The organism is Bradyrhizobium sp. USDA 3240 (assembly GCF_054063295.1).
The window spans coordinates 5,627,459-5,642,504 of record NZ_JBSSGD010000002.1; the positions used below are offsets into that span (position 1 = coordinate 5,627,459).

Annotated in this window: 6 protein-coding genes and 4 pseudogenes; 5 read left to right on the forward strand and 5 right to left on the reverse strand. The window is 59.4% G+C overall.

The genetic code is table 11. The annotated features are described in order from the left end of the window. The first annotated feature begins 214 nt into the window (after nt 1-214). Both ACVIGA_RS27240 and ACVIGA_RS27245 read left to right on the forward strand, forming a co-directional pair. Nucleotides 215-1,565: pseudogene (locus tag ACVIGA_RS27240) on the forward strand (IS701 family transposase). A 1,066-nt stretch (nt 1,566-2,631) separates the two neighbouring features. Further along, complete coding sequence (locus tag ACVIGA_RS27245) at nt 2,632-2,805, forward strand: hypothetical protein (protein ID WP_456668643.1); 174 nt, start codon at nt 2,632-2,634, stop codon at nt 2,803-2,805. Between the two features lie 247 nt (nt 2,806-3,052). On the opposite strand, the pseudogene ACVIGA_RS27250 reads toward ACVIGA_RS27245, so the two are convergent. Then, nucleotides 3,053-4,028: pseudogene (locus tag ACVIGA_RS27250) on the reverse strand (IS256 family transposase). Nucleotides 4,029-4,569: 541 nt separating this feature from the next. Between ACVIGA_RS27250 and ACVIGA_RS27255 the strand changes: the two are divergent. Together ACVIGA_RS27255 and ACVIGA_RS27260 are read left to right on the forward strand one after the other, a co-directional pair. Continuing rightward, nucleotides 4,570-5,325: pseudogene (locus tag ACVIGA_RS27255) on the forward strand (TrbI/VirB10 family protein); the annotation flags it as partial. 4 nt (nt 5,326-5,329) lie between these two features. Continuing rightward, nucleotides 5,330-5,572 carry a DUF2274 domain-containing protein gene (locus ACVIGA_RS27260; RefSeq protein ID WP_173643882.1) on the forward strand — a complete coding sequence of 81 codons (243 nt, stop codon included), beginning with the start codon at nt 5,330-5,332 and terminating at the stop codon, nt 5,570-5,572. A gap of 546 nt (nt 5,573-6,118) precedes the next feature. Here the strand turns inward: ACVIGA_RS27260 and fcl are convergent. From fcl to ACVIGA_RS27275, 3 genes and pseudogenes are all read right to left on the reverse strand, one after another. After that, nucleotides 6,119-7,177 (reverse strand): GDP-L-fucose synthase, encoded by a 1,059-nt coding sequence (gene fcl, locus ACVIGA_RS27265; protein ID WP_456668644.1) that lies wholly within the window; start codon nt 7,175-7,177, stop codon nt 6,119-6,121. After that, nucleotides 7,158-8,243 carry a GDP-mannose 4,6-dehydratase gene (gene gmd, locus ACVIGA_RS27270; RefSeq protein ID WP_456668645.1) on the reverse strand — a complete coding sequence of 362 codons (1,086 nt, stop codon included), beginning with the start codon at nt 8,241-8,243 and terminating at the stop codon, nt 7,158-7,160. The genes fcl and gmd overlap by 20 nt, the downstream gene beginning before the upstream one ends. Before the next feature lie 342 nt (nt 8,244-8,585). Then, a pseudogene (locus tag ACVIGA_RS27275) lies at nt 8,586-9,915 on the reverse strand (IS5 family transposase). Nucleotides 9,916-10,468: 553 nt separating this feature from the next. On the opposite strand from ACVIGA_RS27275, the gene glmS reads away from it, so the two are divergent. Beyond that, a complete protein-coding gene (gene glmS / locus ACVIGA_RS27280) occupies nt 10,469-12,295 on the forward strand; it encodes a glutamine--fructose-6-phosphate transaminase (isomerizing) (protein ID WP_456668646.1) in 1,827 nt (608 codons plus the stop codon). Nucleotides 12,296-14,658: 2,363 nt separating this feature from the next. Here the strand turns inward: glmS and ACVIGA_RS27285 are convergent. Next, a complete protein-coding gene (locus ACVIGA_RS27285; RefSeq protein ID WP_166072973.1) occupies nt 14,659-15,045 on the reverse strand; it encodes a response regulator transcription factor in 387 nt (128 codons plus the stop codon). Nucleotide 15,046: the final 1 nt, after the last annotated feature.

Consider the following 15,046-nt stretch of genomic DNA (forward strand, 5'->3'; position numbering starts at 1 on the left):
TTCCAGGATGCGCACTCCTGTGTCTCTGCCTCACGCGCCGAGCCAGCAGATCGGGCATGGCGATCTCGAACAATCCCCATAGCTGCAAAACCGCGAATAGCCTCCCGCGCCTTCGTTCAATCCGGCTTCAATGAGGTCGCGTCATAAGCGCCTGCCGCGCCCTCGCGTGAGCGCGACCTCACAGAACCCTCCAGATTCCCGAATCAATTTTTCAATGATTCATGGGTGGTCGGCTCTTGGAGGGCTGACCATGCCGGAATGGGAAGACGAGCTCGAACGCTGGCTGATGCCGTTCTTGGACCGGCTGGGTCATAAGACCCGACAGCGGATGTGTCCTCTGTATGTTGCGGGATTGATCGGTCCCGGCGATCGCAAGAGCGTTCAGCCGATGGCGGAACGCCTTGCCACCAGCAACTACGACCAGTTGCACCATTTCATTGCGGACGGTGTCTGGAACGCGACGCCGCTGGAGACAGAGCTGCTCAACCAGGCGGACCGACTTGTCGGCGGTAGGGATGCGGTGCTGGTTATTGATGACACCTCACTGCCAAAAAAGGGGGGGGCGATCTGTCGGTGTTGCGGCTCAATACGCGTCGGCTCTCGGTAAAACTGCAAATTGCCAAACACTGGTGTCTTTAACGCTTGCGCGCGGCGAAGTGCCAGTGATGGTCGCGTTACGTCTCTTTCTGCCTGACAGCTGGACAAGCGACATATCTCGTTTGAAGCGCGCTCGCGTGCCAGTCGAATACCGAACGCCACGGTCCAAGCCGGAGATCGCTTTGGCCGAGATTGACCGCGCGATGGCAGCCAACATACGCTTTGGATGTGTGCTGGCGGATGCAGGATACGGCCTCAGCGCACCGTTTCGACAAGGGCTAACAGAGCGCGGGCTGGCCTGGGCGGTCGGTATCCCTCGGCACCAGAAAGTGTATCCGGTCGATGTAAAGCTCATTTGGCCGATCACCAAAGCCCGTGGCAAACCACGAAAGCACCACGTGCCCGATATCTTATCTATTGCGGCAGAACAAATGCTGGCCAGCGCCAAATGGAAAACCGTGAGTTGGCGTAGCGGGACGAAAGGTCGGCTCAAAGCCCGATTTGCTGCTCTTCGTGTCCGCACCGCCGACGGCCCTCCGCAGCGGATATGGGATAAAGGTCAGCAGCATCTCCCAGGCGACGAAGCCTGGCTCATTGGCGAGCAACGTGCCTCCGGGGAGAAGAAATACTATCTTGCCAATCTTCCGGCGACGACGGATCTGCGCACGCTGGCCGCCACCATCAAGGCACGGTGGATTTGTGAGCAGGCGCATCAACAGTTGAAGGAGGAGCTTGGACTTGATCACTTCGAAGGGCGATCATGGCAAGGTCTTCATCGCCACGCCCTTATGACAATGATTGCCTACGCCTTCCTGCAACATCGTCGCCTCGCAAACGCGGGGCGGAAAAAAAAGAATCAACGGGCTTCCCCCTCAACCAACTATGCCCGCCGTACGTCACGCTATCGTCGATCTCATCCTTCGGCCGCCGCCCCAGCAGTGCCCATATTGCCGAAAGCAAATCCTTGAAAAACAGCGGCGAAAATACTTTCTGCCAAAGTAGTGCTAGGCCGATGCTACCGAAAGAAGCGCGAGCGGCTGGAGGAGCCGCTCGCGCTAGCGCAAGGCTGCGCGGACTTCGCCATCTCATGGGGGTTGCGCGAAAGTATGAGAAGCCGAGTCCAAACGTCTCTCAGCAACTCTCATGCCAGACCGTCGCGACGCAAAAGAGGCGAAAAGCTGCGCAGCCTTTCCACAGGTCACGATCCACACGAAGCGCGGCGCTAAGGCCAGCACCGTGAAAGGGGTGCGGACGGCGGAAGGAGCCGCCCGCACGAGTTGCTGGTGGAGACTTGGCCGTCTCACGAGGTTCATCAGTAAGCAACCAAGCCATAAGGGGGTAGCAACCGGCGTGCCAAATAGTCGAAATGCAACTCTGCTTGAAGGAGAGGCAGAACGCATCGCTTCCAGCTTTGGCCCGAGGCTTCCAGCTTTGGCCCGAGCAATTTCTCGCAATTCAAATGGCGGCTTCCGGACACATGTCATCAATCGGACACGGGTGAGCGAGACCAGACGTGCGGCGCTTTTAGTGACTTTGGGGTCGCGAGATGATTGGATCGATCTAGTCATCGAGTATAGCGATCAGCTCGCCAGGCTCCACGCCGGGCCTTTGCAATTGCTTCTCTTCGATCGGGCAGTTTAGCATTGCGGCCTTTGCCCCCGCAGTCTTTCAGGGGCAGCTTCACGGCTGACCGCAAAGTTACATGCCTGTTCGTCGTCGTCGCTGTCTTCCTTGAGGATGGTGACCGTCACTATCCAACCATCCATCTTGCTGCACCTTGGAAAGAGTCCTGGCTATGTGAGGCCGGCTCGCACCGATAATCTTGCAAATCCGGAGCCGCCGGACTTATCAACGCCGCGCAGCACCGCACGGTCGTCTATGCATGCCAAAGTCATTCTGTTGGGGCTGATAGGCGCTAGGCATATGCCGCGCGGAAAGGCGAAGGTCTTCTCAGCCCTATGGGCGAGACGCTAGGTCTTTGCGCTCTCTTAACCACTCATGCTGCGGATGTCAGGCAGAAAGGAGGTGACTGCCATGACACTCGACGAATTTGTCGCTGCCGATATCGCTCATCTTCGAAAGCCAATTGCGATCGGCGATAGCTGCCCGCCAATAGCGGACAAGAACAGGCACAGCGCGCAAATCGCAGAACTCGATGCATCGCTCAAGACGATTGATCAGCCGCAGAGCGCGGCCTGGTCAGGCTAGATGCGGTAAGGGGCCCTGCTCCGAGCAAGGGGGCATGATGGTGGCTGTCCCCTGATCAAACGGGGTCACGACTTGAGTCGGCCCAAGCATCCTGAGACGGAGGGTTGCCGTGGAGAACTAGGCCGGAATCGACGTGTCATTGGAACTGTCGAGCGTGTGCGTTGTGATGCCCAGGGTAAAATCCTGAAGGAAGCAAAGGTCGCGAGCGAACCCGACGCCTTACTCAACGGCGCGATGGTTTCCAGTGTCATGTAACGGGCACGCTGGACGGCCCATTCATCGTTCGGCTCGAGCAGGATCGAGCCGATGAGGCGGAGATGGCATCCTCGTTGGGGAAGATGCCAACCACCTCGGTGCGCCGCTTGATCTTGCCGTTGAGGCGCTCGATTGGGTTCGTGGAGTGCAGCTTGGTGCGATGTTGCGGCGGGAATTCATGTAGGCCAGCACATCGGTCTCCGCTTCGTCGAGGAAGTCGGCAAGCTTGGGCAGCTTGGGGCGGAGTTGATCGGCGACCTTGCGCCACTGCGCCGTTGCGGCTTCGGCATCGTCCTGGGCGAAGGCGGTGGCAATGAAGGCGGAGACGACGCGCCGCCCGCTCTTGCCGGCGCGCGCCAGCGCGTTGCGCATGAAGTGGACGCGGCACCGTTGCCAGCCGGCGTTGAGCACCTTGGCGACGGTGGCCTTGATGCCCTCATGGGCGTCGGAGACGACCAACTTGACGCCACGCAAGCCCCGGCGAGCGAGCTTGCGCAGGAACGCCGTCCAGAACGTCTCGGCCTCGGAAGGGCCAATATCCATGCCGAGAACTTCGCGCCGGCCGTCGCTGTTGACGCCAACAGCGACGATCACTGCGACCGACACGATACGCCCCTGCTGGCGCACCTTCACGTAGGTGGCGTCGATCCACAGATACGGCCAGTCGCCCTCGATCGGCCGGGCGAGGAACGCCTTCACTTTGTCGTCGATTTCCGCGCAGAGCCGGCTCACCTGGCTCTTGGTGATGCCGCTCATCCCCATCGCCTGGACGAGATCGTCGATGAGCGGGTCGAGACGCCCTGCACATAGGCTTCCTGAACTACGGCGGTGAGCGCCTTCTCGGCCATCCGGCGCGGCTCCAGGAAACCCGGGTAGTAGGAGCCCTTGCGCAGCTTGGGGATGCGAAGCTCGACCGTGCCGGCCCGGGTCTCCCAGGTCCGGTCGCGGTAGCTGTTGCGCTGGGCCAGCCGTTCGGGGTTCTTCTCGCCGTAGGCCGCCCGGTGTGGCCCTCGACTCCCAGCTCCATCAGCCGCTGGGCGGAAAAGCCGATCATCTCGCGCAACAGATCGGCATCAGGGGTCTTCTCCACGAGCGTGCGCAGGTTCACATATCGTCGGTCATCGGTGGTTCCTCGGTTGCGTTGGCGTGTCGCAACCCGATCCTACCGGCGAATCGCCGGTGACCACCGCAAAGCCGCCCGCCCGCTACGGCGCTATTTGAGGCGCGCGTACGGGCGGCTTTGCTCTACCGAGCTACACCATCACTGGGACACGACCGGATTCTCATAGAGCAGTTTCTCGGTGGCTCGCGCATCATCCTCATGTACGGGAAAATGCGAGACGATGTAGCCAACGCTATTCAGGTTGACTGAGAAGCAAAGGGCGCGGTCTTAGAAGCTGCGTTCGGCCGTGGCACCGGCGAATGTCATATGAGAATGAAGCACCTTCTTGATGTGGTACATGCTGCGTCAGCGGGGTTGCGTGTGATCGATCCTCACGACAAGCCACGAGTCGTACCAGCAAGGTCGTTGCCAGCACCAATGTCTGTCCCTCAACTGCTGTGACATCGGCCAATGAAACGCCTTCGAATGCCACGACATCATCTGATGAAACGTTCGCCCAGAATGGCCAGGAACGGAAGCTCGCCTTCGTCAGCGCATCCGTCGACCGCCGGACGACCAGTCCGGATCGCCTCGTGAGGCCAGCTTCGCCGTTTGTGGTGCAGGCCGGCACAGTCATTCCGGCCGCTCTCATCACGGGCATTCGATCCGATCTACCGGGGCAAATCACGGCGCAGGTGACGGAAGCTGTCTATGACAATCCAACGCGGCGAGCTCGAAGGCTGATCGGCACCTACGACAGCCAGGCGGCATTTGGCCAGTCGCGCGTACTGTTGGTTTGGACGCGGCTGATTATGCCGAACGGGCGTTCGATCGTCCTGGAACGGCAGCCTGGCGCAGATGCATCTGGATACGCCGGCCTCGAGGACGAGGTCGACAATCACTGGAAAGAGCTCTTGGGCGCAGCAGCGCTTTCGAGACTGCTCGCTGTTGGCACGGAGGTCAATTCGGGCGCGGACGCAGGCAACACCAACAGCGACCTCATTGCTGCGCTCCGGCGTGGAGCGGAGGATTCCGCAAATCAGACAGGACAGCAGCTGGTTTGCCGCAATCTCAACATCCAGCCAACGTTGACGATCCGCCAGGCATTTTCGGTGAGGGTGATCGTCAACCGCGACCTGGTGCTCGAACCATATAGGGGATAACGCGATGGCCAAGCTCAAGCTTGGAGCGATCGAAGACGACAAACCGATCAAAGTGGCGCACGAACTGCCGGCAATCGTCCACCGGGACCTCGCTGCCTACGCTGAAATCCTGCCCCAGGAAACGGGACAACCCGTTCAGGATCCAGCCAAGCTGATCGCACCTATGCTGGCGAGGTTCATGGCGGCGGACAGGAGCTTTCGCAAAGCTCGGCGCGCGCGTCAGCGTGCGAATGGAGGCGAGCGGTAGCGCTCTGACAGCAAGTTCAATGCGGCCAACTTGGGTTGTCGTTGTCCGCTCGCGAATATGCCCAAGAGTCGAGCCGGCCGCGGCCGGTTCCGTCGCGCAATTCGCGTAGAAGAGGCTCGCATACGATTCCTGCGTTCGTGCTAATCAGGCTCGCGGCGGCGGCTGACACCGTGGCGCTCGATTTTTGGCGCCTTCAGGCTAAACTGGCTTGGAAAACAAAAAATCCTCAAAGGCTTTTCGTCTCTCGTAGTTCTGCATCGTCACGCTATCGCCGTGGGTGCTGATGACGGACTATCGCTGGGCATGGCTGAAGAGGAATATTGGCGCGTTCCAACTCAATGATCGATCGCGGCTCAGCATCGACTTCAGATCGCGCTTATCAACTGTCGACTTCGGCGGAGTAGAACAACACATCCGCGATCATGATCATTTTGCGTCGTGATGCAAGCCGGTTGATCCGCATGCTGGCCAGCATGTACCGGGACTTACATGTTGAGGATCCAACCGGTCGCCGTGTGAGAAGAAGGCCGTTCACAGAGTACATTATTACCGAATGGCCTGGGCTGACGGACGGCCGGGATAGTCGCCGCGGACTCGTCGTGCAGGATTGCCTTCCCTTAAGCCCACTTGCCGGGGATGAGCTGGATCACTCTGGTGGCCTTTATTGCTCTGGCCGAGATACGCCCGGTACGCCAACTTAATGCCTTCCTCCAGTGAGGTCTGGGCACGCCAGCCGAGCCTGGCCAAATGGCTGACGTCGAGCAGCTTGCGCGGGGTGCCGTCCGGGCGCGACGTGTCGAAGCTGATCTCACCGCGATAGCCGACGGCCGCCGCCACCAAGAGTGCGAACTCGGCGATGGTGATGTCCTCGCCGGTGCCGATATTGACCAGTTCCGGTGAGGAATAGGTCTTCATCAGGTGGATGCAGGCATCCGCGAGGTCGTCGACATAGAGGAATTCACGGCGCGGCGTGCCGGTGCCCCACACCACGACGCTGCCGACACCCGAGACCTTGGCTTCATGGAAGCGACGGATCAGCGCGGCGACGACGTGGCTGTATTCGGGATGATAATTGTCGCCGGGACCGTAGAGATTGGTCGGCATCACGCTGATGAAATCGGCGCCGTACTGGCTGCGATAGGTCTCGGCCATCTTGATGCCGGCGATCTTGGCGATGGCATAGGGCTCGTTGGTCGGCTCCAGCGGGCCGGTCAGCATCGAATCCTCGCGCAACGGCTGCGGTGCCAGCCGCGGATAGATGCAGGACGAGCCGAAGAACATCAGCTTCTCGCAACCATTGGCATGCGCCGCCTGGATCACATTGGTCGAGATCGCCAGATTGTCGTAGAGGAATTCGGCCCGGAGCGTGTTGTTGGCGACGATGCCGCCGACCTTGGCGGCGGCGAGGAACACGGCCTGCGGCCGCTTCGCGGCAAACCAGGCATTCACCGCGGCCTGGTCGCGCAGATCAACCTCGCCGCGCGACACCGTCAGCAGCTCGGCCCCTTCGCGCGCCAGCCGGCGCATCAGCGCCGAGCCGACCATGCCGCGATGGCCGGCGACGAAGACCGTCTTGCCCTTCAGTTCAAACGCCGTGCTTGCCATTGGCCGCATCCTGCCTGGCCTCGACGAGATCGCTGGCGACCATTTCATTCACCAGTTGCGCGAACGGCGTCTTCGGCGTCCAGCCGAGCTTGGCGCGCGCCTTGCTGGCGTCGCCGATCAGAAGATCGACCTCGGTCGGACGGAAATAGACCGGGTCGATCTGCACCAGGGTGTTGCCGGTCGCCTTGTCGACGCCGATCTCCTCGACGCCCTTGCCGCGCCATTCGACGCTGCGGCCGACTTCCGCAAATGCCAGCTCGACGAATTCGCGAACCGAGCGCGTCTCGCCGGTCGCGAGCACGAAGTCGCCGGGCTCGTCCACCTGGAGGATCTTGTGCATGCCCTCGACATAGTCGCGGGCGTGGCCCCAGTCGCGCTTGGCATCGAGATTGCCGAGAAAGAGCTTGTTCTCCAGGCCGACCTCGATGCGGGCGACGGCGCGGGTGATCTTGCGCGTCACGAAGGTCTCGCCGCGGATCGGGCTCTCATGGTTGAACAGGATGCCGTTGCTGGCGAACATGCCGTAGGCCTCACGGTAGTTCACCGTGATCCAGTAGCCGTAAAGCTTGGCGACGCCGTAGGGCGAGCGCGGATAGAACGGCGTAGTCTCCTTCTGCGGCACCTCCTGCACGAGCCCGTAGAGCTCCGAGGTCGAGGCCTGGTAGAACCGGGTCTCCTTTTCCATGCGGAGGATGCGGATCGCCTCCAGCAGGCGCAGCACGCCGATAGCGTCGGCGTTGGCGGTGTATTCCGGGCTCTCGAAACTGACCTGGACGTGGCTCTGGGCGGCGAGGTTGTAGATCTCGGTCGGCCGGATCTGCTGCACCAGCCGGATCAGATTGGTCGAATCGGTCATGTCGCCGTAGTGCATCAGGAACGGCACGTTGCCGGCGTGCGGATCCTGGTAGAGATGGTCGACGCGCGCGGTGTTGAACGAGGACGATCGACGCTTGATCCCGTGCACGGTATAGCCGAGGCCGAGCAGATATTCGGCGAGGTACGCGCCGTCCTGCCCGGTGATGCCGGTGATCAGCGCAACGCGCCGCTTTGAATTCTGAGCCGCCATGGTCTCTATTGGTTGCGCCGTAAAGAGCCCCCCTTAAGAACGCCAGTTGCGAAGCGGCTGCGAGAGATCTAGATGCTCAAGCGCGCTCCACCCGCAACTAGAGGAAAGCGATCGTCAGCTCCGATCATACACATCATATATACATGTACACTACATACATTGATTTATACCGATCCGGCAGTTGCTCCCAACATTAAAATCATTCGGACCTGGCTTATCGTGGCCGGATAAAGCGACGTGCTGAGGTTAGCCAGTTGAAAGTTAGGAGATCGGCATTGCATTGATAGAATCGCAGCATGCAGGCCGACACCCAGCCACAGCCTGTGCATAAAAAGTCGTCCGTTAACAAGCGGGATTGAGGGCGACTGGGGTTGCGAAGGCGCGCCAAAGGACGGTCAGGATGAAGCGCAAGAGCTTCCTGAGCCAGGCGAGGATACGGCGGAAGTTATAGCCGACGGCGGAGAGGATGACGTTGGCCGCATCGCCGGCACGGCCTTTGAGGTAGCAGCGGCCGAGGTAACCATCGACTTTCAGGTGTCCGATGATGGGTTCGATGGCGGAGCGGCGGCGCAGCTCGCGCTTGATGACACCGAAGACGCCGCGCTTCTGGCCAGAGATGAAGATGCGACGGGGATTTTGTGCGTCGTGGCCGCGATATCCCTTGTCGACATAGGCCCGCTCGATCGCGCAGCCGGTGAGTGTCTCGGTGCGGTCGATGACGTCCCGCAAGGTGTGACCGTCGTACGGGTTATCGGGTAGCGCCCTGGCGTGCAGCACGAACAGGCCACCGGGAGCCCGCCGGTTGTTGGTGACGATAGAGGCTTTGACACCGAACTCGTAAGGCGCGGCTGCTTTGCCCTTGCCGATGCATTCCACCTCCGGGGCGTGGAAGGAATAGAGCTTCCAGCCGCGCTGGCGCTGCTGCTGCGCGCGAATCTGCGTGGCCCGGCTGAGCGAGAGGGCGAACGCGTTCTCGAGCACAGCCTGACCTTCGATCTTGCAGCGGATATCGCGGATGATCCGGCCCAGCCGGCTGCGCAGCTGCCGATGATGCCGCTTGAATTGCTTGGCATGGGCGTAGCGTCCCGCCATCATTGCCGCGGTTCTTGGCAATGCGAAGATAGGACTGCCGCAGCTTGACCCCGTGCTTCCTCGCCAGGCGGTTGAGCCCCTTGATCGCCGCGTGCAGCAGCTTGGCGTCGGTCGGGAAGGTGATCGCCTTCGGCTGCACGGTGGTATCGACCGTGACCCGCTTGAGGTCTTGGCTGCGTAACGCGCCGGCCTCGTGCGCCACCCGCAAGCTCTCGGCCAGCAACAGCTCCAGCTTGTCGCCGAGCCGCTTGCGCCAGTGGCTCAGGTCCGAGCGCTCGTGCGGGAACGCGTGCTGAAAGAACTCTTCGCCGGTGAAGTACTGGAAATACGGGTCGTGGACCCAACGCTCCCCCTCGTCGGACAGGCCGTAAATGTGCTTGAGCAGCAGCCCGATCATGAAGCGGGTCGCGATACCCGGCCGGCCGTTCTCGCTATAGAGCGGCGCGATCTCGCCGTCGATCCAGTCCCAATCAACCTTGCCGGCGAGCTGAACCAGCTCGTGCTTCATATTGATGATCTGGTCCAGCCTGGCCCGGAACAGATCGCCCGATCCCGTCGTCTTGTGCTTCTTCGGTCGCATCGCCACCTCCGATGCAACGACGGAATCATGACTGGCGATTCGACGGAATCCCGAAAATGAAACTGCAAGGTTCCGATGTCCGAAGCATCAAAACCCTGCAATCCTAACAATCCAAAACGACAAATGCGATTCCAGCTCAATCGCTTAGCCGCTCTTCACGGACGACTAGATATCGCAGCCCACAATGCGTGCCGCTCACTCAACTTCCAACAGAACACTCAGCCTAGGGCGCAGCAAGCTCATCGACCGTATCGATGACAATCGCTTCGGCTGGTGCAGGAAATACGGGGAGTTTGCAAACACTTGTATAGTTCTTCGAACGTTTCGACATCGAAAGTTTACCTTCGTACAATCGAGCTATCGATATTGATCGCTTAGTCTGATCTCGACAAGCGGAGCATGCATCTGTCCGAGTATCGCATGTTCGCCTGAACGAGCGCGACAAACATTTCCAGTAACAAATGGCAACACACGCTAGAGCAGCCCCGCAACTACGTCGACAGCAGACCATTTGGAAGCCGCGGCTTCGTGAACTTGGGGTGCATTGATCAGCATGTGTGGAATTGTCGGCATCCTGGGGCGTGGTCCGGTCGTTAGACAGTTGGTCGCTTCGCTCGAGCGGTTGGAGTATCGTGGCTACGACTCCGCAGGCGTTGCGACGCTCGAAGGTCTCCGTATCGAGCGCCGCCGCGCTGAAGGCAAATTGAGAAACCTTGACGAGCGGCTGCACCGGCATCCGCTATCGGGTCATATCGGTATTGGTCACACCCGATGGGCGACTCATGGAAGGCCTACCGAAAGAAATGCCCATCCGCATGCGACGGAAAATGTCGCGGTCGTTCATAATGGGATCATCGAGAATTTCCGCGAGTTGAGAGCCGAACTGGAACAGAATGGAGCTCATTTCAGTTCAGAGACCGACACCGAGGTGGTGGCGCATCTCGTTGAATCCTATCTCATGAATGGCTACTCGCCACAGCATGCGGTGCAGGCGTCGCTGCTGCGGCTGCACGGAGCCTTCGCGCTGGTATTCCTGTTCAAAGGCCACGACGATCTTTTGATCGGTGCGCGCAAGGGATCACCCCTTGCGATTGGGCATGGCAATGGCGAAACGTATCTAGGATCAGACGCGATCGCGCTCGCACCCTTGACCGATTCCATTGCCTATCTTGAAGATGGCGACTGGGCCGTACTTACCCGCACGACTTGTGTGATCCACGACGCGGACGGCACTATCGTCCACCGGGAAACATCAAAGTCAGGCGCGTCGTCACTCCTGGTAGATAAAGCGAATTACCGACACTTCATGGCCAAGGAAATCCACGAGCAGCCGATGGTGGCCGGGCAGACATTGGCTCATTATGTCGATATCGGCGCCGAGCGCGTAGCCCTGCCGCTGACTCTACCGTTCAACTTCAATTCGATTCAGCGAATCTCGATTACGGCCTGCGGCACGGCAAGCTATGCCGGTCACATCGCCAAATACTGGTTCGAGCGGTTAGCACGTCTGCCGGTCGAAATCGATGTAGCATCCGAGTTCCGTTACAGGGAGGCGCCTTTGCGTAAGGGCGATCTCGCGATCGTCATCTCGCAGTCGGGGGAGACTGCCGACACACTGGCTGCGCTGCGTTACGCCAAGAGCCAGGGTCTGCACACGATATCTGTAGTCAACGTCCAGACCTCGACGATTGCGCGTGAGAGCGAATCCGTGTTGCCCACGCTGGCGGGACCGGAAATCGGCGTCGCCTCCACCAAGGCGTTCATCTGCCAGCTAGTGGTAATGGCGGCGCTTGCCCTGGCAGCAGGCAAAGAGCGCGGTAAACTGCACGAGATCGATGAATCGAAGCTTGTCCGCGAGCTTATCGAAGTGCCGCGGCTGATTGCTGCGGCGCTGTTGATCGAGCCGCAGATCGAGAAACTCGCGCGTCATGTCGCCAAGTCGAGCGATGTGCTCTATCTCGGCCGCGGCACATCGGCCCCCCTGGCACTGGAGGGTGCGCTCAAGCTGAAGGAAATCTCGTATATCCATTCAGAAGGCTACGCCGCTGGCGAGCTCAAGCACGGACCGATTGCATTGATTGATGAGACGGTGCCCGTGGTGGTGATCGCGCCATACGACGCGGTCTTCGGAAAAACTGTCTCGAACATGCAAGAAGTCGCGGCTCGCGGCGGCAACATCATCTTGATCACTGATGCGAAGGGCGCTTCGGAAGCGACGGTGGATACGCTCATGACCATTGTGATGCCGGACATGGGTGGAAGCTTTACGCCCATGGTTTATGCCATCCCGGTTCAGCTTTTAGCCTATCATACTGCCGTCGTTATGGGGACGGATGTGGATCAGCCGCGCAATTTAGCAAAATCGGTCACCGTCGAATAGCCGGCCGCGGCAATGTCGAGGTGCTTCTCCGTTGTCTAGCCATCAGGCTGCGGTGGCTGCCCCATCTGGTGGATTCAAAATCCGGAAAGGCTGTAGTCTCGCGCTTATCCATGGTTGGTCATGGTTGGCGGATACTTGGTTGTCGCGAATTCTGGTAACTGTTAGCAGGCCGTGAGCTCCCCCGGACTTATCGAGACTGCAATCTGGGCATACGTCTAGCATGGCGCGCGGCATCAGAAGGAGAGCATTCGACGGCTGATTCAATTAAAAGGAACTATCGATCGAACCCGCTCCTGATAGGCTGACATTGCGAGCCATGCTCGTAGCCTCACCAATCCCGGCAACGCCAATGCGACGTGCATTGGTGCCGCTTTAGGAAAGCTTGCCGAAAGGATGAGAGGGCATTCACGGTCTCGCGTCAGGTTCTGGTAAGGCAGTCAGCCTATCAACTCCGCCGAGTCTAACAAGCCTGAACCAAATGCGGAAGTGTATGCCCGTTGGGAGCACCAATCGCCATGTATAATCGGATCAATGGCTTGTCCGACTTCCAATCCTCACGCTTTGTCGAAGCTGACGAGCAATGGGATGCAAACAGCTTCGCGGATGCGTTCGCCAATATGCGCTTGGCCGCGCCAGGCCCCAGTGGCTGCTCATCGTCGGCAACAAGACCGTATTCGCTCGTTCAAAACCCTCCTGTGGTGCAATAGGCTCAGACCTATCACGGCGAAGAGATCAAGTACATCGCCGACAACCCGCAAGAGTACTCAGATTTCGTGTCCGCAAGAGCAAGGCGAACTGCGGAAATTGCTGAGGACTATGGAACAACTCGAGATTCCGATAATGCGCGATATTTCAGCTGCCAATTAGGAAACAAGAGTGTCGGGCTTCTAAGAATGGAAGGCGGCGACAGCATGACAGAGTTCGACGTCAAGCGATGGCGGGAGCTGTTTCCTGGGCGAACGGGGACTACCTCGAGTGTAGATCTTCAGGTCGTTCATCCGCTTGTCGAGAACGCTGGCGATATTCTGCTCCGAGCATCGACTTCGAATGGACGGTAAGGCCGTTGCTCAATTTGCGTCCCGCTAATCCAGAAGCAGGAGCCGGTGCGGAGAAGTTGGGGTTTGTCGAGGTTGACGCCGACAAATGGTCCTCGACCCAGAGACGTCAGAAAATTGGATAAGGAACAGTGATGGTGAATGGCAGCGAAATGGCGCTGCCGCGCGATATCTTTCCGAAATTGGCAACTGTGAGAACGGTGATACCGAGATCGCAGAAGGCTCAGCGACCTACGATTGCGAGGATGATTTTATGTGACTAGAGTATAGTTGCGTGGAACGTATCTCGTCGTGCTCTTCGCGCCGTCTTTGCTGCGCTAGGCGGCCTTGGGGAAGGCTCACATTCAGAAGAGCTCCTGCGCGGAGAAGATGGTACGCAGACTGAGCCGGCCGGCGTAGTCTTCGCCGAGCTGCTAGTGCCTGGTGCGCTCTGTGACAGCATTGCACAAGCCGATAGATCGAATTGGCGGCGTCGTAATAACTTTACGAGGCGCGGCCAAGATCCGCCCGGCCGTCGAAAGGAGGCCGGGCATTTTGCACGCAGATTATGTGGGGTATCTGGAGGGCAAAGGTCTTCCGGGCGATCTGATGAGGCCCAAGAGTTCATGAGGAGCAAAGGAGCAGCCTGAGATAGGGCGTGAAGGAGCTACGGAGCGATTGCGGCCCCCCCAATAGACAAGGAGGCGCGGTGAACAGGAGCTCGTCCCACAGAGCTTTTCGCCCGACGACCAACATCGATGATGAACAAGACGCAAGCAATTGGTTCGAAAATGCTTTCCGGAGAGCTCCTGGGCTGAGCAGAGCTCTTTCGTTGTTGAAAATAGTATGCTTGCTGCAACGAGACCGAGCTAAGCAAGCGCGCGAACCTGTCGAATCCTGTCCGGGAGGAGGATCACCCTGAGCACCAGCCTACGGAGATTGAACGGAGCCGGGAGTGCCGAGTACCGCGAGCCTCGCGGCGGCAACGTTGGTCTTGATCAACGCGGCTAGCGAGCGGAGCACGTCAAAGGATCAATAAGCCAAAGTAAGAAATCGACCGCTGGTGATGCCGGCCGATTTCGGGGAGTTCATTCCAGTAGATCGTACGAGCTCGAGATAGGATTTCAACATGCAGGTCTTGAACCGTGCTTGAGCGAACTCGCGGGTGACGAGCCTAAAAAAGCGGACCAACCAATTAGACTGGAGCGCGCGGACTCGGCCTCTGGGAGTTCTAATTACAGGCGCAGCGTGCTCGGCGCCAAGAAGCTGATCGATGTCGTGTAGCGTGAGAAGTGCGCAGATTGGACATGAGGTTGGCGGTCTTCTGGATTAGGTGTGCCCCCCGTCGCGATTCTCCTGCAGTGCAGCATCGAGGCACTCGATCAGCGTATGCCCGGCGAAGGGCTTGGCCAGAAAGCCAATCGCTCCCGCGTCCAGGGCTGAGGCGCTCACGCGGTCGTTCGGGAACGCAGTAATGAAAATGAACGGCACACCGTGACCCCTCGCCCGCATTTCTGCCAACAGGTCCAAGCCGCTCATAACCGGCATCTGCAGATCCGAAATTACGCAGGAGGTTTCGTTCAATCGCGGTGACCTCAAGAAGTCCTCGGCCGACGCAAACGTTTGGACGATGTAGCCACGCGATTTCAGAAGGTTCTCTGTCGCCGCGCGGACCGACGCGTCGTCGTCAACCACAGATATTAAAGGCGTGCACAAG